Origin of the sequence: Micromonospora sp. NPDC005806, from assembly GCF_042871425.1 — a bacterium.
Classification (GTDB): domain Bacteria; phylum Actinomycetota; class Actinomycetes; order Mycobacteriales; family Micromonosporaceae; genus Micromonospora.
Window position 1 is genome coordinate 22122 of record NZ_JBIAIL010000050.1, and the last position, 21222, is coordinate 43343.

The 21222-nt window shown below is 72.4% G+C and carries 15 protein-coding genes; 8 read left to right on the plus strand and 7 right to left on the minus strand.

Annotation, left to right across the window (positions count from 1 at the left end; genetic code table 11):
• Positions 1 to 119: 119 nt before the first annotated feature.
• A complete protein-coding gene (locus tag ACFYOS_RS32195) occupies positions 120 to 5756 on the plus strand; it encodes a ThuA domain-containing protein (protein ID WP_387149783.1) in 5637 nt (1878 codons plus the stop codon).
• A 67-nt stretch (positions 5757 to 5823) separates the two neighbouring features.
• On the opposite strand, the gene ACFYOS_RS32200 is transcribed toward ACFYOS_RS32195, so the two are convergent.
• Positions 5824 to 6831, minus strand: coding sequence for a LacI family DNA-binding transcriptional regulator (locus tag ACFYOS_RS32200; protein WP_387149736.1), 1008 nt, complete (start codon positions 6829 to 6831; stop codon positions 5824 to 5826).
• Between the two features lie 60 nt (positions 6832 to 6891).
• Positions 6892 to 7647, minus strand: a complete 756-nt coding sequence (locus tag ACFYOS_RS32205; RefSeq protein ID WP_387149738.1) for a maleylpyruvate isomerase family mycothiol-dependent enzyme — start codon at positions 7645 to 7647, stop codon at positions 6892 to 6894.
• 70 nt (positions 7648 to 7717) lie between these two features.
• Here ACFYOS_RS32205 and ACFYOS_RS32210 point away from each other — a divergent pair, with 70 nt between their 5' ends.
• On the plus strand, positions 7718 to 8809 hold the full coding sequence (locus tag ACFYOS_RS32210; RefSeq protein ID WP_387149741.1) for a UDP-N-acetylmuramate dehydrogenase: 1092 nt from the start codon (positions 7718 to 7720) through the stop codon (positions 8807 to 8809).
• 25 nt (positions 8810 to 8834) lie between these two features.
• Here ACFYOS_RS32210 and ACFYOS_RS32215 read toward each other — a convergent pair whose 3' ends face one another.
• Together ACFYOS_RS32215 and ACFYOS_RS32220 are read right to left on the minus strand one after the other, a co-directional pair.
• On the minus strand, positions 8835 to 9620 hold the full coding sequence (locus tag ACFYOS_RS32215) for a class I SAM-dependent methyltransferase (RefSeq protein ID WP_387149744.1): 786 nt from the start codon (positions 9618 to 9620) through the stop codon (positions 8835 to 8837).
• Between the two features lie 62 nt (positions 9621 to 9682).
• On the minus strand, positions 9683 to 10444 hold the full coding sequence (locus tag ACFYOS_RS32220; RefSeq protein WP_387149747.1) for an SDR family NAD(P)-dependent oxidoreductase: 762 nt from the start codon (positions 10442 to 10444) through the stop codon (positions 9683 to 9685).
• Positions 10445 to 10614: 170 nt separating this feature from the next.
• Between ACFYOS_RS32220 and mshA the strand changes: the two genes are divergently transcribed.
• The 3 genes from mshA (at position 10615) to ACFYOS_RS32235 (ending at position 13689) form a co-directional block, all read left to right on the plus strand.
• The gene (gene mshA, locus ACFYOS_RS32225) at positions 10615 to 11979 is read left to right on the plus strand and encodes a D-inositol-3-phosphate glycosyltransferase (RefSeq protein ID WP_387149750.1); all 1365 of its coding nucleotides are present in this window, start codon (positions 10615 to 10617) and stop codon (positions 11977 to 11979) included.
• Between the two features lie 48 nt (positions 11980 to 12027).
• On the plus strand, positions 12028 to 12561 hold the full coding sequence (locus ACFYOS_RS32230) for a YbjN domain-containing protein (RefSeq protein WP_387149753.1): 534 nt from the start codon (positions 12028 to 12030) through the stop codon (positions 12559 to 12561).
• A gap of 273 nt (positions 12562 to 12834) precedes the next feature.
• A complete protein-coding gene (locus tag ACFYOS_RS32235; RefSeq protein WP_387149786.1) occupies positions 12835 to 13689 on the plus strand; it encodes a hypothetical protein in 855 nt (284 codons plus the stop codon).
• A 381-nt stretch (positions 13690 to 14070) separates the two neighbouring features.
• Here the strand turns inward: ACFYOS_RS32235 and ACFYOS_RS32240 are convergent, their stop codons facing one another.
• The gene (locus tag ACFYOS_RS32240) at positions 14071 to 15324 is read right to left on the minus strand and encodes an MFS transporter (protein WP_387149756.1); all 1254 of its coding nucleotides are present in this window, start codon (positions 15322 to 15324) and stop codon (positions 14071 to 14073) included.
• Between the two features lie 129 nt (positions 15325 to 15453).
• Complete coding sequence (locus ACFYOS_RS32245; protein WP_387149759.1) at positions 15454 to 16776, minus strand: MDR family MFS transporter; 1323 nt, start codon at positions 16774 to 16776, stop codon at positions 15454 to 15456.
• A 150-nt stretch (positions 16777 to 16926) separates the two neighbouring features.
• Between ACFYOS_RS32245 and ACFYOS_RS32250 the strand changes: the two genes are divergently transcribed.
• Complete coding sequence (locus ACFYOS_RS32250) at positions 16927 to 17694, plus strand: phosphoglyceromutase (RefSeq protein WP_387149762.1); 768 nt, start codon at positions 16927 to 16929, stop codon at positions 17692 to 17694.
• 51 nt (positions 17695 to 17745) lie between these two features.
• Here the strand turns inward: ACFYOS_RS32250 and phoU are convergent, their stop codons facing one another.
• Positions 17746 to 18399, minus strand: coding sequence for a phosphate signaling complex protein PhoU (phoU, locus tag ACFYOS_RS32255; protein ID WP_387149765.1), 654 nt, complete (start codon positions 18397 to 18399; stop codon positions 17746 to 17748).
• Positions 18400 to 18609: 210 nt separating this feature from the next.
• On the opposite strand from phoU, the gene ACFYOS_RS32260 reads away from it, so the two are divergent.
• On the plus strand, positions 18610 to 19902 hold the full coding sequence (locus tag ACFYOS_RS32260; protein ID WP_387149768.1) for a sensor histidine kinase: 1293 nt from the start codon (positions 18610 to 18612) through the stop codon (positions 19900 to 19902).
• Positions 19903 to 19924: 22 nt separating this feature from the next.
• Complete coding sequence (locus ACFYOS_RS32265; RefSeq protein ID WP_387149771.1) at positions 19925 to 20608, plus strand: response regulator; 684 nt, start codon at positions 19925 to 19927, stop codon at positions 20606 to 20608.
• Positions 20609 to 21222 lie beyond the last annotated feature (614 nt).

A 21222-nucleotide genomic window follows, 5' to 3' on the forward strand; every position in this document is an offset into this window, starting at 1 on the left:
GAAAAAGTTCCGGCGGTGACATCGAAACTTTTGGCATCGACATCTGTCCTTTGTGTTTTTCGCCGATTAAGGTCCCGCGTAGAAGCTGATCGATCGGGTGAGGAGGCGCCGTGTCCCGTATGCCGCTACGCCGTCTGCTGTCGGCAGCGCTCGGTGCGCTGCTGGCGCTGCCGATAGCCGGGAGCCTGTCGACGCCCGCCACGGCGGCCGAACCGGGCTTCCGGGCCCTGGTCTTCTCCAAGACCGCGGGGTTCCGGCACGACTCGATCCCCGCCGGGATCGCGGCGATCCAGAAGCTCGGGCAGGAGAACGACTTCGCGGTCGACGCGACCGAGGACGCCGAGGCTTTCACCGACGCGAACCTGGCCCGGTACGACGCGGTCGTCTGGCTCTCCACCACCGGCGACGTGCTCAACGACGAGCAACAGGCGGCCTTCGAGCGGTACATCCGTCAGGGCGGTGGGTATGCCGGCGTGCACGCCGCCTCGGACACCGAGTACGAGTGGCCGTGGTACGGCAAGCTCGTCGGCGCGTACTTCAACTCGCACCCGGCCATCCAGCAGGCCACGGTCAAGGTGGACGACCACGTGCACCCGTCCACCGAGCCGCTGCCGGACCGGTGGGTCCGCACCGACGAGTGGTACAACTACCGCACCGACCCGCGCGGCAAGGTGCATGTGCTCGCGGCCCTCGACGAGCGGTCGTACGGCGCGGGGACGGGCGCGATGGGCACGAGCCACCCGATCGCCTGGTGCCAGCAGTACGACGGCGGCCGGTCCTGGTACACGGGCGGCGGCCACACCGACGCCTCGTACAGCGAGCCCGAATTCCTCAAGCACCTGCTCGGCGGCATCCGGACGGCGGCCGGTGTCGTGCCGGCGGACTGCGGTGCGACGGTCGACGACAACTTCGCGCAGGTCACTCTCGCCAAGGGCGCGGACACCACCGGCGAGCCGATGAACCTCGCGGTGCTGCCCGAGCGGCGCGTGCTGCACACCTCCCGCGACGGCCGCGTCTTCCTCACCACACCGCAGGGCGTGACCAGCCTCGCCGGCCGGATCCCGGTCTACAACCACGACGAGGACGGGCTGCAGGGCATCGGGGTCGACCCGGACTTCGCCACCAACGGCTGGATCTACCTCTACTACGCGCCACCGCTGGACACCCCGGAGGGGGACGCGCCGAACGACGGCACCAGCGCGGACTTCGCGCGCTTCGACGGGGTGAACCGACTGTCCCGCTTCAAGCTCGCCGGGGCAGCCCTGGACCTGACCACCGAGCAGAAGATCCTCGACGTGCCCGCCAACCGGGGCATCTGCTGCCACGCGGGCGGTGACATCGCCTTCGACGCGGCCGGCAACCTCTACCTCTCCACCGGCGACGACAGCAACCCCTTCGCTTCCAACGGCTACAACCCGATCGACGAGCGGGCCAGCCGCAACCCGGCCTACGACGCGCAGCGCTCCTCGGCCAACCCCAATGACCTGCGCGGCAAGGTGCTGCGCATCAAGGTGGCCGCCGACGGCAGCTACCAGTCGCCGTCGGGCAACCTCTTCCCGGCCGGCACCGCCGGCACCCGGCCCGAGGTCTACGCGATGGGCTTCCGCAACCCCTTCCGCTTCACCGTCGACCCGAAGACCGGCTGGCTCTACCTCGGCGAGTACGGCCCCGACGCCGGCGCCGCCGACCCGAACCGTGGCCCGGCCGGGATGGTGGAGTTCAACCAGATCCGCGGCCCCGGCAACTTCGGGTGGCCGTACTGCGTCGGCCCGAATGTCGCGTACAACGATTACGACTTCGCCACCGGGACCTCCGGGCCGAAGTTCGACTGCGCCGCCCCGCGGAACACGTCGCCGCACAACACCGGCAGGCAGGACCTGCCGGCCGCGCAGCCGGCGTGGCTCACGTACGACGGCGCCTCGGTGCCCGAGTTCGGCGACGGCAGCGAGTCGCCGATGGGCGGCCCCGTCTACCGGTACGACCCCGACCTGAGGTCGGACACCAAGTTCCCCGCGTACTACGACGGCACGTTCTTCGCGGCGGAGTGGGGACGCGGCTGGATCAAGAACGTCGTCCTGGACGACGCCGGCCAGCCGCAGAGCATCAACCCGTTCCCCGAGCAGGTCGTGCGGCCGATGGACATCGAGTTCGGCCCCGACGGCTCCCTCTACGTCCTCGACTACGGCAGCGGCTACTTCGGTGGCGCGCCGGACTCGGCCGTCTACCGGATCGACTACGTCAAGGGCAAGCGCGCCCCGATCCCGGCGGTGAGCGCCAACCCGACCTCCGGGTCGGCCCCGCTCACCGTGGCCTTCTCCTCCGCCGGGTCCCGGGATCCCGACCCGGGCGACTCGTTCACCTACGCCTGGGACTTCACCGACGACGGCACGGTCGACTCGACCGAGCCGGACCCCACCTTCACCTACACCACGAACGGACAGTTCACCGCCCGGCTCACGCTGACCGACCAGGCAGGTACGACCGGAACGGCGACCGTGCAGATCACGGTCGGCAACACGGCGCCGCGGGTCGAGTTCGCCGCCCCGCCCGCCGGTGGCGTGTTCCAGTTCGGTGACCGGGTGCCGTTCACCGCGCGGGTCACCGACCCGGAGGACGGCGAGGTCGACTGCGGGACCGTGCAGATCGACTACGCCCTCGGCCACGATACCCACAGTCACGGGCTGGTCCAGACGCACGCCTGCGAGGGGGTGCTCGACACCGTCGCCGAGGACGGCCACAGCGCCGACGCCAACCTCTACGGCGTGCTCGCCGCGACCTACACCGACCAGGGTGCCCAGGGCGTGCCGCCGCTCACCGGACAGACCCGGCTGGTCCTCCAGCCACGGGTCCGGCAGGGTGAGCACTTCACCGAGGCCAACGGGATCCAGGTCGTCGACGCGGGTGGCGCGCACGGCGGGAAGCGCGTCGGATACATCGACAACGGGGACTGGATCGCGTTCGACACGTACAACCTGACCGGCATCACCGGCGTCCAGGCCCGGCTCTCCTCCGGCGGCGGAGGCGGCACCGTCGAGTTCCGCACGGACCGGCCGGACGGACCCCTGGTCGCCAGCCTGGCCGTGGCGAACACCGGCGGCTGGGACAACTACGTCGACAGCCCGGTCGTCCCGGTCACCGACCCCGGCGGCACCCACCGGCTCTACCTGGTGTTCAAGGGTTCCGGCGGCGGACTCTTCGACGTCGACGAGTTCACCTTCCACGGCAAGGGTGTGGCGTCGAGCACCCGCCCGGACGTGACCGCGTCGGCCGACGTCACCCAGGCGGAGATCCCGGCGACCGTGCGGTTCACCGCCGCCGGCACCGACCGGGACGGCGACCCGCTGACCTACGCCTGGGAGTTCGGTGACGGAGCGACGTCGACCGACCAGAACCCGACGCACACCTACACCAAGGCTGGTATCCACACCGCCAAGGTCACCGCGAAGGATCCGTCCGGGCTGGCCGCGTCGGCCACCGTGACGGTGAACACTTACCGGGTGGCACCGCCCTGCGCAGACCCGTCCGCCGAGGTGAACCCGGACGACGAGTTCACCGGCGAGGTCATCGACCGGTGTCGGTGGACGGTGCTGCGCGAGGACCCCGCGCACCACCGGCTCGTCGGCGGGTCGCTGCAGATCGACGCCCTGGCGGGTGACATGTACGGCGGCGCCACCGACGCGAAGAACATCCTGCTGCAGGACGCCCCGGACGGGGCGTGGCAGGCCGTGACGAAGGTGACCATCGACCACAGCGACACGTGGGAGCAGGCAGGCCTGATCGTCCACGGCGACGACCCGAACTTCGTCAAGTTCTCGTTCATCCGGACCGACAGTGGGGTGCGCAACTTCGAGTTCATCCAGCAGCAGGGCGGCTCGCCGATCGACGGGGGCGCCGTCGACCGGTCGCCCAACCTGGCCGTGGACTTCCCGCACACGGTCTGGATGAAGGTCACCAGCGACGGGCGGACCCTGACGGCGGCGTACTCGACCGACGGCGAGCAGTGGACCACCGTCGGGCGGCCCCGGGACCTCGCCGCCGTGCCGAACCCGAAGGTGGGCCTCGCCGCCTTCAACGGCACCGGCAACCCGGCGTCGTTCGACTTCTTCCGGCTCGACGACGCGCCGCAGAACGCCTGCACGCCGACCGTCCCGGAGGCCGGCTACACCAGCCTCTTCGACGGCACCTCGGCGAGCCTGGCCAGGTGGAAGCAGGCCGGGCCGGGTGGGTTCCTGCACGCCGCCGACTGCACCCTGCTGTCGTACGGCGGGCTGGGCCTGCACTGGTACGACCAGAGCTTCCGCGACTACAGCCTGAAGCTGGACTGGAAGATGGCCGGGGACGACAACTCCGGGGTCTTCGTCGGGTTCCCGAACCCGGGCACCGACCCGTGGTCGGCCGTCAACCAGGGGCACGAGATCCAGATCGACGCCACGGACGTACCGGAGAAGACGACCGGGGCGATCTACAACTTCCAGTCGGCCGACCTGGCCGCCCGGGACGCCGCGCTCAAGCCGCCGGGGCAGTGGAACTCGTACGAGATCGTGGTCCGTGGCCAGAGCATCGTGGTCTACCTGAACGGTGTGAAGATCAACCAGTTCGTCAACCCCGACCCGGCGCGGATGCGGCAGCCCAGCTATGTCGGGATTCAGAACCACGGCAACGGTGACGACGTCCACTTCCGCAACATCCGGCTCAAGGAGCTGCCGGCGGACACCGTCGCACCCACCACGCTGGCGACGACCTCGCCGGCCGCGCCGGACGGCGGCTGGTTCCGCTCCGACGTCACGGTGGCCCTGACGGCCACCGACGGCGACAGCGGCGTGGCGCGGACGGAGTACCGGACCGGCGGCGGGTGGACCCCGTACACCGGGCCGATTCCGGTGGCCGGCGACGGTGAGCACACCGTCGAGTACCGCTCGGTGGACCTCGCCGGCAACGTCGAGGAGCCGCGGAAACTGGTGCTCAAGCTCGACGGGACCGCCCCCGTCTCGGCCGCGACGTTCGCCCCGCCAGGGGACGCGGGGTGGCACAACGGTGCGGTGCCGGTCACCATCACGGCCGCCGATCAGACGTCCGGGGTGGCGAAGATCGAGTACTCGCTCGACGGCGGCGCCTGGACGCCGTACACCGACTCGGTGGAGGTGCGCGGCGACGGCAACCACACCCTCCGGTACCGGGCGACGGACCGGGCGGGCAACGTCGAGGACGTGAAGTCGGCCGTGCTGAAGATCGACGGTACGGCTCCGGCGGTGCTCCTCTCCGGGGTGGCGGCCGGCGCCCGGTACGGCGACAGCCAGGACGTGCGGATCACCTACTCGGCGACCGACGGCACGTCGGGGCTCGCGTCGCTGGTCGGCACGCTCGACGGGCGGCCGATCCTCGACAACACCCTGCTGCCGCTCTACGAGCTGTCGCTCGGCGAGCACACGCTCACCGTGGTGGCGACCGACGAGGCGGGCAACCGGTCGACCCGGTCGGTCACGTTCACCGTGACGACCTCGACCGAGGACCTGGGCAACCTGGTGGACCGGTTCCGGGCCACCGGCTGGCTCTCCGCGTCGAGCGCGAGCCAGCTGCACAAGCCGCTGGACCGGGCCGACCGGTTCGCCGACCAGGGGCTCGACAAGCAGGCGGTACGGGAACTCCGGTCGGTCAAGGAGCTGGCCGGTGACCCGAAGGTCGTGCCGAACGCCGAGGTGCGCGCCGTCCTGGTCCGCGACGCGGACGCGGTGATCGCGCGGTTGTCCGGGTCGTAGGAGAACCGTCCGGGACGGCCGGGGCCGGGGGTGTCGCACCCCCGGCCCCGGCCCTCGTGTCCCTCGCCTACGCCGACTCGCGGACCATCAGCTCGGTCGGCAGCATGAGCGCCTGCTCGACCGTCTCGCCCGCCGCGATCCGGAGCAGTTGCCGGGTCATCGCCCGACCCAGCTCCACTATCGGCTGCCGGATCGTGGTCAGCGGGGGCTCGGTGTACGCCGCCGTCTCGATGTCGTCGAAGCCGATCACCGCGACGTCGGCCGGCACCCGTCGCCCCGCCTCCCGGAGGGTGCGCAGGGCGGCGTGCGCCATGAGGTCGGACGCGGCGAAGACCGCGTCCAGGTCCGGGTGCGCGGCGAGCAGTTGCCGCATGGCCGCCGCACCGGACTCCCGGGTGAAGTCCCCGTACGCGACCATCTCCGGCAGACCGGCCTCGGCGACCGCCTTCCGATATCCCAGCAGCCGCTCGATGCCGGCGACCATGTCCTGCGGGCCGGCGATGGTGGCGATCCGCTGCCGGCCGCTCTCGATCAGGTACCGCACCGCCCGGGCGACCCCGCCCTCGTGGTCGACGTCGACGTACGGCACCTCGGCGCCGTCCAACGGTCGGCCGCTGCACACCACCGGGATGCCCAGCCGGGCCAGCCTGCCGGGCAGCGGGTCCTCGCCGTGCAACGAGGCGAACAGCACCCCGTCCACGTGCCGGCCGGTGGTGTACCGCTCGACCCGTTCGTGGCCGGCCGGCGAGCCGGCCAGCATCAGCACGAGCTGCTTGTCCGCCGCCTCCAGTTCCTGCGCCGCCCCGCGGATGATGCCCGGGAAGACCTGGTCGTCGGAGAACACCCGGGTGGGCGCCTCGGGCATGACCAGGGCGACCGAGTCGGTGCGCTGGGTGACCAGGCTCCGGGCGGCGAGGTTCGGGACGTACCCCAGCTCCTCGACCGCCTGGCGGACCGCCTGCTGGATCGATTCCGCGACCGTGGTGGAGCCGTTGACCACCCGGGAGACCGTGGCCCGGGACACCCCGGCCCGCTGGGCCACCGCCTCCAGGGTCGGTCGTTGTGCCGTCGTCATCCCCGCTCCCACCACCTCGTCACAGCCCGTTCCGGGAGATCACCTCCGGGTACCGGCGGGTCAGCCCACCCGCAGCCCGTCGAGCAGGCGGCGGTCGCCGGCCACCCCGAGGGCGTCGAAGCTGATCCGGCCCATCACCGCCAGCAGCAGGTCGCTGGCGGTGCCGGTGACCTGCACCCGGGCGTGGTGGTCGTCGTGGTCGAGGATGGTCGCGGTGTCCAGCAGGGCCACCCCCTCGCCGCGCAGCCGCAGGTACCACTCCTGGGCGGCGTCGGTCGCGGTCAGCCGCACCATCCCGTGCCACTGCCCCGGTGTGATCCGCCGCCCCGCCGGCAGCCAGGTGTCCAGCACCTCGCTCACCCCGTCGGCCGCGAGCTTGGCCTCGATCGGCTCACCGGCGCCGATCGCGAGCTGGGCGTCCCAGCGGTGCACCGCCGTCTCGTGCGCCACCCGGCGCGGCCAGAACCCCGCCTTCTTCGGCTGCGGCGCGAAGTTCCAGGCCGGGGTCTCCGGGTCCAGCCCCTCGAAGAGCGCCATGAGCCGGTCGTACTCCTGGCGGAACCACTCGGCGGGGGCGAGGTCGGCCGGCGGCTCCGGGTCGTGCCGCTCCGGCCGGGTGGTGGTCCCGGCGGTCACCACCGTGCGGGCCCAGCAGTAGACCCCGGTGAGGTGGTGGGCGAGGTCGGAGACCGTCCAGCCGGGACAGGACAGCACCGGAGTCTCCGGGGGCGCCTCCGCGACGGCGGCGGCGAAGGTCGGACCCTCGGTCCGCAGCGCGCCGATCCAGAAGTCCTTCGTGCCGTGCAGTCTGCTCATCGCAATCCTCCCGGGGGTGACCGGGCCACCGGTGGGTGCCGCGGCTACCCCTCAGCCTAGGGTGAAAGGCGTGTCCGACGTCTACGCCGAACCGGCCACCGGAGTCGACCCGACCGACCCGGTCACCCTGGCGCGCTACACCACGCTCTGCCTCGGTGGCCCCGCTGGGCGGCTGGAGACCGCCACCAGTGCCGAGGAAATCGTACAAAAGGTGCAGGAGGCGGAGACCCGGGAGGAAGCGGTCTTCGTGCTGGCCGGCGGCAGCAACGTGGTGATCGGCGACCAGGGCTTCCCCGGCACGGTCGTCCTGATCCGCTCCCGCGGCTACCGGGTGGTCGCGGAGGACGCCGACACGGTCACCGTACGGGTCGAGGCCGGCGAGCCCTGGGACGACCTGGTCGCCGCCACCGTGGCGCAGGGCTGGTCAGGGCTGGAGTGCCTCTCCGGGATCCCCGGCTCGGCCGGCGCCACCCCGATCCAGAACGTCGGGGCGTACGGCCAGGAGGTGGCCGAGACCATCACCGCCGTGGCGGCGTACGACCGCACGCACCGGGAGGTCGTCCGGATCGCCGCCGCCGACTGCGGCTTCGCCTACCGGAGCAGCATCTTCAAGTACAGCGACCGGTGGGTGGTGCTCTCGGTCGACTTCCGGCTCACCCGTTCCCCGGTCTCCGGCCCGGTGCGCTACGCCGAGCTGGGTCGGGCGCTCGGCGTCGAGGTGGGCGACCGGGTGCCGCTGGCCGCCGCCCGGGCCACCGTGCTGCGGCTGCGCGCCGGCAAGGGCATGGTGCTCGACGCGGACGACCCGGACACCTGGTCGGTGGGCTCGTTCTTCACCAACCCGGTGCTCGAGCGCTCGGCGTACGAGCTGCTCCGGGAGCGCTCCGCCGATCTCGGTGAGCCGCCGTCCTGGCCCTGCCCCGGGGACCTGGTCAAGGTCAGCGCCGCCTGGCTGATCGACAAGTCCGGCTTCAGCAAGGGGTACGCCGGCCCGGAGGGGGTGGCCATCTCCAGCAAGCACACCCTCGCCCTGACCAACCGCAGCGGCACCGCCCACGCCGCCGCCCTGATTGCCCTGGCCCGGGAGATCCGCGACGGCGTTCACGACCGTTTCGGCGTCACCCTCCACCCCGAACCTGTCCTCATCAACTGCGTCATCTGACCTCCCGGGCCCCGCTCCGCCGGGGTCAGGTGGGGGCGATGGTGGGCCAGGGGACGGTGAGTTCGCCGTGGCGCCGGCGGCGGGGGCGGTCGAGGACGGGCCAGCCGGCATGTTTGACCGCTCTGACCGTTTCAACCCAGCGATGGCGGGGGCCGAAGGGGGCGTAACCCGCGCAGGCCTGCCAGGCGTCCTCCAGCGCGCGGAGCAGGTCGTGGATCCGCTCGCCCGGGACGTTGCGGTGGATCAGCGCCTTCGGCAGCCGCTCGGCGAACTGGGCCGGGCTCGCCAGGGTGGTCAGCTTCGCGGCCAGGGTCAGGGTGCGCGGTCCGGCCGCGTCGAGCAGCACCCAGCTGCCGAGCCGCCCCAGCTCGTCGCAGGTCCCCTCGACCAGCAGCCCGCCCGGGGCCAGCCGCTCGGTGACCGTACGCCAGGCGTCGGCGACCTCGCTCTCGTCGTACTGGCGCAGCACGTTGAACGCCCGGACCAGGGCGGGACGCAGCCCGGCCAGTTCGAAGCCGCCCCGGGCGAAGGTCAGCCCGGGCGGGTCGGCGGCCGGCTGGGCGGCGGCCACGCGTACCGGATCGATCTCCAGCCCGACCACCCGGACATCGGCGCGGACCCCGGCCGCGAGCCGGGCCCGCAGCTCGACGGCGGTGATCGGGGTGGCGCCGTAGCCCAGGTCGACCACCAGCGGGTCGGTGGCGGCGCGCAGCGACTCGCCGCAGGTCTCGACGATCCAGTTGTCCACCCGCCGGAGCCGGTTGGGATTCGTCGTCCCGCGGGTGACCACGCCGAGCGGCCGCCGCTGCATCAGCAGCGCCTCCGTTCGCGACTGCGGGGCTCGCAAACCCGGCTCACTCCTCGCGCTTCACACTAAACCCGGTGCACCTTGTGCTGGGCGGCCTGGGCCAGGGGGCGGACCACGAGTTGGTCGATGTTCACGTGCTGCGGGCGGGTGGCGCACCAGGCGACGCAGTCGGCGATGTCCTCGGCGACCAGCGGCTCGGCCACCCCGGCGTAGACGGCGGCGGCCCGGTCGGCGTCGCCGTCGAACCGGACCAGGCCGAACTCCTCGGTCCGCACCATGCCGGGGTCGATCTCGATCACCCGGACCGGCCGGCCGCACAGCTCCAGCCGGAGGGTGCCGGCGACCGCCGTCTGCGCGTGCTTGGCGGCGGTGTAGCCGCCCCCGCCCTCGTAGACCACCTGACCGGCGGTGGAGCCGATGATCACGATGGTGCCGGCGCCGGACGCCTCCAGCGCGGGCAGCAGCGCCTGGGTGACCCGGACCGTGCCGAGCACGTTCACCTCGTACATCCACTGCCAGTCGCCCACCGAGCCGGACTCCACCGGGTCCAGGCCGCGGGCCCCGCCGGCGTTGTTGACCAGCAGGGTGACCGGGCCAGGCGCGGCGGCGGCCGCCGCGGCCAGGCCGGCGACCGACTCGTCCGAGGTGACGTCGCACTCCACCGCGGTGGCCGCGCCGCCGGCCGCCTCGATCTCGGCGACCAGGCCGGCCAGCCGGTCGGTACGCCGCGCGGCGGCGAGCACGTGGAAACCCTCGGCGGCCAGCCGGCGGGCGGTGGCCGCGCCGATCCCGCTGGAGGCCCCGGTAACGATGGCGACAGAGGTCATCCGGTCATTCTCCCCCGACCCCCACTCGGGCACGGTGATGAGGTCCGTCACGCCCGAGCCCGCCCACACGCATTTCCGAAGCCCGATGGGGAAGATGACATCCGGCGCGGAGGTTGACTGAGATGCGCCGGTCGTGCGGGACGGCATCAACCGTGACAGAGGGAGCGGACGTGGCGGAGTTGCACACCGGTGTCGGTCGTCAGCGAGGCGCCCAGCCGTGGCCGCGGCCGCGCCGGATCGCCACCCTCTCCGTGCACACCTCGCCGCTGCACCAGCCCGGCACGGGCGACGCCGGCGGCATGAACGTCTACATCCTCGAGGTCGCCCGGCGGCTGGCCGAGGCCGACGTCGAGGTGGAGATCTTCACCCGGGCCACCTCCGGCGACCTGCCGCCGGTGGTCGAGATGGCGCCCGGCGTGCACGTCCGGCACGTCACCTCCGGCCCGCTCGAAGGGCTGACCAAGGAGGAACTGCCCGGTCAGCTCTGCGCCTTCACCGCCGGCGTGCTGCGCGCCGAGGCGGCCCGCCCGCCGGGCCACTACGATCTGATCCACTCGCACTACTGGCTCTCCGGCCAGGTCGGCTGGCTGGCCAAGGAGCGCTGGGGCGTGCCGCTGGTGCACACCGCGCACACCCTCGCGAAGGTCAAGAACGCCCGACTCGCCGCGGGGGACCGGCCTGAGCCGAAGGCCCGCGTGATCGGCGAGGAGCAGGTGGTCGCCGAGGCCGACCGGCTGGTCGCCAACACCCGGGTCGAGGCCCGCGACCTGATCGACCGGTACGACGCCGACCCCGGCCGGGTGGCCGTGGTGGAGCCCGGTGTGGACCTGGACCGGTTCCGCCCGGCCGCCGGCGACCAGGACGGCGAGGTGCTCGCCACCCGCCGCCGCCTCGGCCTCCCCACCTCCGGGTACGTGGTGGCCTTCGTCGGCCGGATCCAGCCACTCAAGGCCCCCGACGTGCTGATCCGGGCGGTCGCCGCGCTACGCGAGCGGGATCCCGCGCTCGCCGACGAGGTGACCGTGGTGATCTGCGGCGGCCCGAGCGGCAGCGGCCTGGACCGGCCCACCGCGCTGATCGAGCTGGCCGCCTCGCTCGGCGTCGCCGACCGGGTGCGCTTCCTGCCGCCGCGCACCGGCGACGACCTGCCCGCCCTGTACCGCGCCGCCGACCTGGTCGCAGTGCCGTCGCACAACGAGTCGTTCGGGCTGGTCGCGCTGGAGGCCCAGGCCTGCGGCACGCCGGTCCTGGCCGCCGCCGTGGGCGGTCTGGTGACCGCCGTACGGGACGGGGTCAGCGGGGTGCTCGTCGACGGCCACGACCCGGTCGACTGGGCCCGTACGCTGGCCCGCCTGCTGCCGGACCGGCTGCGCCGGGTGGCCCTGGCCCGGGGGGCGGAGCGGCACGCCCGCGACTTCTCCTGGCACCGCACCGTGTCCGGCCTGCTCGCCGTGTACGGCGAGGCGATCGCCGAGCAGCGGGCCCGGCTGGCCGGCCAGCTCTCCGGCGACCCGGCGCTCTGCTGTTCCTGGTGACCGGCTGCGGCGCGGCGGGGCCCGGGAAGCGACCGTAGAGTGGGTGCGATGAGCCGCAGGAGTGAGGTCGCCGCACTGATCGAGTCGGTGTGCGCCGAGCGCGAGCTCGAGTGGGAGTCCACCGGCGAGGCGTCGTACGCGGTCACCCTGCCGGGCACGCACAAGCTCAAGACGATCTGCAACCTGATCGTCGGCGAGCACGCGCTGCGGATCGAGGCGTTCGTGATGCGCCAGCCGGACGAGCGCCGCGAGGAGCTCTGGGCCTGGCTGCTCCAGCGCAACGCCCGGATGTACGCGGTGTCCTTTTCCATCGACCCGGTCGGCGACGTCTACCTGACCGGTCGGGTCAACCTGGCCGGGGTGGACGAGGGGGAGCTGGACCGGTTGCTCGGCGCCGTGCTCACGTACGCCGACGAGTCCTTCGACAGCATGCTGGAGATCGGCTTCGGCGCCGCCATCCGTCGGGAGTGGGAGTGGCGAGTCAAGCGGGGCGAGTCGACGGCCAACCTGGCGGCGTTCGCGCACCTGTTCGAGCCGTCGGCTGGCGCGACCTCGGGCATCGGAGGTTCGGACCCGTCCTGACGGGTATGCCGCACCGCGCGGTGCGGCACTGGGACCCACCGCGGGCCGAGGACGGACTGTCGAGGAGCGTGTCCCATGGCTCAGCGCATCAGCTCAGGTCGCGGCACGACTGCGACGAGGACCAAGCGGCAAGCGGGCAACCAGACCCCGAACACGCCGGGAATCTCCGAATCCGCGATCTCCCGGATGAAGGTCGACGACATCCGGGGCCAGCTCCGCCGGCGCGGGGTCTCCGGGATCTCCGCGCTGCGCAAGCCGGAACTGGTGAAGACTCTGGCGCGGACCCTCCGGGCGGAGGGCCGTGGTGGCGGCGCGGCACGCAGGCCGACCGGGCCGGCCGGGCGGGCCGCAGCCACGAAGAAGGCGGCGGCCAAGAAGGCGCCGGCCAAGCGGACCGTCGCGGCCAAGGCGGCGCCCGCCGCGAAGGTCACGGGTGCGCGGGCCAGGAAGGCCGCCCCCGCGAAGCAGGCCCCAGCGAAGAAGGCGGCGGCCAAGAAGGCGCCCGCCGCGAAGAAGGCGCCCGCCGCGAAGAAGGCGCCCGCCGCGAAGAAGGCGCCGGCGGCGAAGAGGGCGCCGGCGGCGAAGAGGGCGCCGGCGGCGAAGAGGGCGCCCGCCGCGAAGAAGGCGCCCGCGGCGAAGAGGGTGCCCGCCGCGAAGAAGGCGCCCGCGGCGAAGAAGGTGCCCGCGGCGAGGAAGGCGCCCGCCGCGAAGGCGCCGCCCTCCCGAGGCGGTGGTGCGGTGGTGGCGAAGGTGACGGGTGTCCGTGGCGGCCAGTCGTCGTCCCGTTCAGTGCGGTCTTCCCAGCAGATCACCTCACTGGCGGATCGTCCTGAGCGTCCCGGCCGGAGCCTGGTGACCGCCAACCACGAGGTGATCCAGCGTTGGGCGCGGGCGCGCGGCGCCAAGCCGGCCACCATCGCCGGCACCGAGCGGGAGGGCCGGCCGGGTGTGCTGACCTTCAACATCCCGGGGTACCGGGAGAGCAGCCGGATCCGGGAGATCACCTGGGACGACTGGTTCCGGACATTCGACCTGCGCGGCCTGAACCTGATCTACCAGGAGCAGATGCGGGACGGCCGGCAGAGCAACTTCTTCCGCACCGAGAACCCAAATCGCGAGGACGCCTGAGGTTTGCGGGAATGGCTGGCGGGGATCCCCTGTTGGCCATCGCAAGGCCCGGAGCAGGAAGAGCCGGATTCCCGACACGGATGTTGTGACGGGCAAGACAGCGATCTGGGTTGAATCCGGAATCCGGGCGAACTAACTTTATTGCACCGCGCCACGCTTGGAATCGTTCGGGGGAGCGGCGGATCGATCAGATCCGCGCAAGCGAGGCGCGAGGGATCGGGTGGATCACACCGTTGGGGGACGGTGCCACCCGTGGAACCGGCGGCGCGAGCGGGCGACGCTTACGGGGGTGAGGGTCGCCCGCCGCCGCCGGGCGTACGGTGCGAGCGCCCATCCTGACGGGGGTCGGGGTGGGCGCTCGACGCCGTTCCAGGGCGCGATTCAGCGGCCCCCGGCCAGTGCTTCCGCCCGGTCCGCGGTGGCCCGCAGCGCGGCGACCCGGCGTTCCCGGGACGGCCCGGCCAGCAGGTGCCCGACGGCCGCGACCACGCCCAACCCGCCCACCACGAGCCAGTGCCGCTCGCCGAGGTGCTGGAGGCTGAGCCCGCCCAGCGCCGGCGCCACGAAGGACGCCGCCGGGAAGGTCAGGTAGAAGACCGACTGGTAGCGGGCGCGCAGCTCCGGCGGGGCGAGGTCCGCGTTGATCTGGGCGTTCGGCGGCGCGGCCAGCATCTGTCCCACCGTCCAGACCACCGCCGCGCCCAGGTAGACCGGAAGGTGGTCGGCGACGGCCAGCGCGCCGAAGCCGAGCGCCATCAGGCCGGTGGAGACCGACAGCACGGTCGCCTTCCGGTGCGGTGCGATCAGCCGGGGCACGAAGAGCTGCCCGGCCACGATGAGCGCGCCGCCCAGCGCCACCACCACGCCGTACGCCGAGGGGCGCAGGCCGTCGGCGCGCATGGCCAGCGGCATGATCGTCGAGGTCTGCATGGTGAGCACGGCCAGCAGGAAGGTCAGCCCGACGAAGACCAGGAAGACGCGGTCGGTCAGCGCGGTGTGCAGCCCCGGCCGACGGACCCCGGAGGGGACGCGGATCCTGGTGCGGCCGGTCAGCGTCTCGGGGACCTTCAGGGCGATCACGGCCGCCGCCGCCAGGGTCGCGGCGGCGTCGACCAGGAAGAGCGCGAGGAAGCTCGCCTCCGCGAGCACGCCCGCCAGCAGCGACGCGATCGCCATCCCCAGGTTGAACGCCCAGAACTGGAGGTTGAACGCGCGGGCGCGGCGGTCTTCGGGTACCACGTCCACGATCGCCGCCACGAAGGCGGGGCCGGGCATCGAGTGCACCGCCCCGACCAGCGCGGCCAGCACGGCGATCACCGCCAGGTGCCGGCTGAACGCCAGCGCCACCATCAGCCCGGCCGCGGCGAGGTGAGCGGCGAGCAGGGTGGTCCGGCGGCCCCAGCGGTCGGCCAGCACCCCGCCGAGCAGCGTGCCCACCGCGCCGCCCGCCCCGTACGCCCCGACCACCAGTCCGGCGAGCGATGCGGAGGCGCCGCGTGCGGCGGTGAGGTACAGCGACAGGAAGAGCATCGCGAAGGCGCCGGCCCGGTTGATGAGCAGGCCGGACCAGAGGTACCAGAAGGTGGCGGGGAGCCCGCCGGCCGTGTCGTCCCACCAGCGCCGCAGGCCGCGCACCCGTCCTCCAGGAAGGTTTGTTAACTGCTCCGTCTCGGACCCTAGGGAGCCGGGCCGCCCCGCACCAGCGTGGCCCTGGTCACCAGGCCGGGGCTCGCGTCGGCTGAGACATCAGTCGTGGGGCGTACCTCAGGAGGCGTGGACCGGCTCGGCGGGTGCGGTGGCCGCGGCCTCGGCGGACTCGGGGGCCGGCGTCCGGGCTACCGTGACCGGCCGGACCGGCGTGGCGGCGGTCCGCAGCTGCGCGGCTCGCCGCTCCCGGGCCGGGCCGGAGACCAGGTGGGCCACCGCCATCGCACCGCCGATCGCGGCGCAGCCGAGCCACAGCGCGGTGTTGCCGATGTTTTCCCGGACCAGGCCGCCGAGGATCGGCGCGGCGGCCCCGGCCACCTGCCAGGAGAGCGAGAAAACGCCCTGGTAGCGGCCACGCAGCGTGGCGGGGGAGAGCTCCGCGATGAGGGTGGAGTTGGAGGGCGAGTTGAGCATCTCGCCGACGGTCCAGATGAGCACGGTGAGGCCGTAGAGCCAGGCGGCGTCGGCGAACGCGGTGAGCCCGAAACCGACGCCCATCACCAGAGCGGCCAGGGCCAGCACGTGCGACCGGCTCCGACCCTTGATGAGCTTGGGTACGAAGAGCTGACCGATCACGATCAGCACGCCGTTGAGTGCGATCACCGAGCCGTAGGTGGCGGGGCTCAGGCCGGAGTCGCCCATGGCGATCGGCAGCATCGAGATGTGCTGGAGGAAGACCAGCGCGCCGAACAGGTTGAGCGCCACGAAGCCGAGGTAGACCCGGTCGGTGAGGATGGTTCGCAGAGCACCAGCCGAGGCGCCCCCGTCCTTGTGGACCGTGGCGGCCGCGGTCGACCGCGTCTCGCGTACCCGGGTGAAGATGATCAGCGCGGTGACCAGCGTGGTGGCCGCGTCCACCACGAAGAGCAGCAGGTAGCCGGCCTGGGCGGCGAACCCGGCGAGGACCGCGGCGCAGGCGAACCCGAGGTTGATCGCCCAGTAGTTCAGGGAGAAGGCGCGCAGCCGGTCCTTCTCCGGCACCACGTCGATCATCATGGCGCCGAACGCCGGCCGCGCCGCCTCGGCGAACGTGCCCAGCAGCAGCGCGCCCAGGGCCACCGCCCAGAGTGGCCGGGCCAGGCCGAGCCCGAGCATCATGGTGGCCGCGCCGAGGTGCGCGGTGAGCAGGGTGGGCCGGCGTCCCCACCGGTCGGCGAGGGTGCCGCCGACCGTGGTGCCGACCGCACCGCCGACGCCCCAGAGCCCGATCACCAGGCCGGCCTGTGACGCCGAGAAGCCGCGCGCCTGGGTGAGGTAGATGGCCAGGAAGACCAGCACGAACGAGCCGAGCCGGTTGATCAGGGTGCCGGTCCACAGGTACCAGAAGGCCCGCGGCAGCCCGCCTGTCGTGTCCCGGAACCAGCCCCGCACCGTCCGCATGCCGACGCCCCCGTTCGGTAATGACCGATATATCTCAGACGCCTTACAACCTAGTGCCGCCCCGGAACGCTGGTCATCAGCTTTTCCACGTGGTGGTCGTCACCACCCGTCCCCGCGTGTCCGGCCATGGCGTACGGCAGGATGATCCGCATGACTGCGAGCGAGGGGCCCACCGTCGGGACGCTGGTCCTGCTGCGGCACGGCGAGAGCGACTGGAACGCCAAGAACCTCTTCACCGGCTGGGTCGACGTCGACCTGACGGCCAAGGGGGAGAGCGAGGCGCGGCGCGGCGGCGAGCTGCTCCGCGCGCACAACCTGCTGCCCGACGTGGTGCACACCAGCGTGCTGCGCCGCGCGATCCGCACCGCCGAACTGGCGCTGAACGCCGCCGACCGGCACTGGATCGCGGTGCGCCGGTCGTGGCGGCTCAACGAGCGGCACTACGGCGCTCTCCAGGGCAAGAACAAGAAGCAGACCCTGGACGAGTACGGCGAGGACCAGTTCATGCTCTGGCGCCGCTCGTACGACACGCCGCCGCCGCCGATCGACGACAACGACGAGTGGTCGCAGGCCGGCGACCCCCGGTACGCGCTGCTCCCCACCGAGCTGATGCCGCGTACGGAGTGCCTGAAGGACGTCGTCGACCGGATGCTGCCCTACTGGTACGACTCGATCGTGCCGGACGTCCTGGCCGGCCGGACGGTGCTGGTGGCCGCGCACGGCAACTCGCTGCGCGCCCTGGTCAAGCACCTCGACCAGATCTCCGACGAGGCGATCGCCAAGCTGAACATCCCCACCGGCATCCCGCTGCGCTACGACCTCGACCCCGACCTGCGCCCGCAGGTCCTCGGCGGGACCTACCTGGACCCGGAGGCCGCCAAGGAGGCCGCCGCCGCGGTCGCCAACCAGGGCCGCTGACGCCGACGATGAAGGCCCCCGGGTGACCGGGGGCCTTCATCGCGTACGGGCTCAGTTCGGCGAGGGGGCGGCCTGCCCGGTGATCAGGTAGACCACGTGTTCGCCGGCGTTCACCGCGTGGTCGGCGAAGCGCTCGTAGAAGCGCCCCAGCTGGGTCGCGTCGATGGCGGTCTCCACCCCGTACGGCCAGTCGTCGCCGAGCAGCACGCCGAAGAGGCTCTTGTGCAGGTCGTCCATGGCGTCGTCATCACGGTCCAGCTCGGCCGCGAGGTCGGCGTCGGGCTTGGCCAGCACCGAGGCGATCTTCTCGGCCATCCGGTCGGCGATGGCGGCCATGTCGGTGAAGACCGGACGCAGCTCGGCCGGCACGGCGGGCGAGGGGTGCCGGCGCAGCGCCGTCTTGGCGACGTGGTCGGCCAGGTCGCCCATCCGCTCCAGGTCGGCCGCCACGTGCAGGGCGGTGATCATCGCGCGCAGGTCGGAGGCGACCGGCGCCTGTCGGGCCAGCAGGTCGCAGACCCGCTCCTCCACGTGCCGGTAGAGGTCGTCGATCTCGGCGTCCCGCGCGATCACGGTCTCCGACGCCCCGCGGTCGGCGGTGAGCAGGCCCTTGGTGGCCTGGCGCATGGCGGCACGCACCCCCTCCGCCATGTCCACCAGCAGCTGGCTGACAATCTGCAGGTCGGCCCGGAACTCGTCGCGCATCGTCACTTCCTGGGGTCGGTGGCCGCCGGCGGCCGGGACGGCCTGCGTACGGCGTGAGCAGGTGCGCGACCCACGGTAGGCCGGGGGAACCGGCGTCAAGGTGAACGCGGGTGAACGACGCGGGACCCGGAAGTGAACTTCTCCGAAAGCGAGAGTGGTTCGTCCGGTTCTGTCCGATCACCAGATGAACAATGACCCTACGATCGCCGGGTGGAATGGGCGGTGGCGGCCGTGGTGGCCGTGGCTCTGGTGACCGGACTGGTCGCCGGGCTGCTGCTGTCCCGGCCCGTCCAGGAGTGGCGGCGCCGGTCGGTGTTGTCAGGGGGCGAGGGCTCCCGTCGGAGTGCAGGGAGGCCCGCGATTCCGGACGACCAGCAGGGCGGGCTCTCCGGGCTCGGCCGGAAGACGGTCGACGCGCTGCGCGCCGGCGTGGTCGTGCTCGACCCGGACGACGTGCCGGTGCTGGTGAACCCGGCGGCGCGGGCGATGGGGCTGCTCCGTACCGGGACGACCCCCGGCTCGATCGCGGCGCACCCGTTGATCCGTACCCTCGCCGGGCAGGTCCGCCGCACGGGCGTGCGGCGCGAGATCGAGCTGGACCTGCCGCGCGGTCGCGACAGCGGGGGAGACAACCCGCTCGGCGTGCACCTGCGGGCGATGGGACTCGGGGGCGGCTACATCTCGATCGAGGCGGCCGACGTCACCGAGTCGCACCGCCTGGCCCGGGTCCGGCGCGACTTCGTCGCCAACGTCAGCCACGAGCTGAAGACTCCGATCGGCGCCCTCCAACTGCTCGCCGAGGCACTGGTGGACGCCACCGAGCCCGCCGGCGAGGCCCCGCCGGACCTCTCCGAGGACATGATCGCCGCTCGGCGGTTCGCCGAGCGGATCCAGCACGAGTCCACCCGGCTCGGCCGGCTGGTCCAGGAGCTGCTGGAACTCACCCGGCTCCAGGGCGCCGAGCCGCAACCCGCCCCGGAGCCGGTCTCGGTGGACTGGGTGATCGCCGAGGTGATCGACCGGACCCGGACCGCCGCCGCCGCCCGCCGGGTGAACATCGTCCTGGACGGCCAGCGCGGCCTCACCGTGTACGGCAGTGACAGCCAGCTCGCCACAGCAGTGTCGAACCTGGTGGAGAACGCCATCAACTACTCGGGCGAGGACACCACCGTGCGGGTGACCGCGCGAACCACCGACGAGCACGTCGAGATCGCCGTGGCCGACCAGGGCATCGGCATCGCTCCGAACGAGGTCGACCGGATCTTCGAGCGGTTCTACCGGGCCGACCAGGCCCGCTCCCGCGCCACCGGCGGCACCGGCCTGGGCCTGGCCATCGTCAAACACATCGCCAGCAACCATGGCGGTCGGGTGGATGTGTCGAGCACTCTTGGTGGAGGGTCGACGTTCACCCTCCGGCTGCCCGCCAGCCCCCCGGACGACCTGGAGGCGACACTCTCCTCCGCTGGGATCGAGGCCGGCCCGGCCGAGCTCCGGCAGGCCTGACCGACAGGAAAGGAAACACCCGTTGAGCCGCGTACTGGTGGTCGAGGACGAGGAATCGTTCTCCGACGCCCTGTCCTACATGCTCCGCAAGGAGGGTTTTGAGGTCTCCGTCGCCGCGACGGGTACCTCCGCCCTCACCGAGTTCGACCGGACCGGCGCCGACATCGTGCTGCTCGACCTGATGCTGCCGGAGATGTCGGGCACCGAGGTCTGCCGCCAGCTCCGCCAGCGGTCGCACGTCCCGATCATCATGGTGACCGCTCGGGACAGTGAGATCGACAAGGTGGTCGGCCTGGAGATCGGGGCCGACGACTACGTGACCAAGCCGTACTCCCCGCGCGAGCTGGTGGCCCGGATCCGGGCGGTGCTGCGCCGGCAGAGCGCGGAGGCGAGCGAGTCCGGCGCGCCCACGCTGGCCGCCGGCCCGGTCCGGATGGACATCGAGCGGCACGTGGTGACCGTCGACGGCGGCGCCGTCCAGCTCCCGCTCAAGGAGTTCGAGCTGCTGGAGCTGCTGCTGCGCAACGCCGGCCGGGTGCTCACTCGGGGGCAGCTCATCGACCGGGTCTGGGGCGCCGACTACGTGGGCGACACCAAGACGCTGGACGTGCACGTCAAGCGACTGCGCTCGAAGATCGAGCCGGAGCCGTCCGCGCCGCGCTTCATCGTCACCGTCCGGGGGCTGGGCTACAAGTTCGAGCCGTGACCTTTGGTTGCGCTTGTCGGGTGTGGCCCGCCGTGCCCGCCTCCGGGCGGTCAGGCTTGATCCCTGCGCCGGTCACGGCGGGCCACACCCGCGTCGTGGTCCCGCGCCGCCCGGATGTCCGGCCCGTCCCGTTTCAAGATCCGCGCAACTCCAGGGAAAGTGTGGTCTCCACGGGCGCGGAGGCGACAGTTTCCGTGAAGTTGTCCCCATCTTGAACCGACACGTGCGTCGCGATCGGCGCCGTGTGTGGTCGGGTGTCCGGTTTCGGGGTGTGACCGGCGGCATCCCCGGGCCGGAATCGTCGGCGGGTCGGGGTCGTTGAACACGGGTGAACGGCCGAGGAAGAAGACGCCCCGCCTGGCGGGTGCGCGGGCCCCGGAATGATGGTGGGTCGCCGGTCGTTACACATGGTCCCGGCGCCGCGAAGAGGCCCCCGCCCCGCACGCCGGACCCCCAAGACTTTCCCCCCTTTGAGCGCCTGACGGTGCTTGCGCACCACGAGAGCCGACCCCCGTCGGCGTGTGTGCGCCGACCCCCGAATGGAGCTTCCCGTGAACACGATGCTGCGTAAGAGCGTGCTTGGTGTTGCTGGTCTGGCGTTTGCCGGTGGTGTG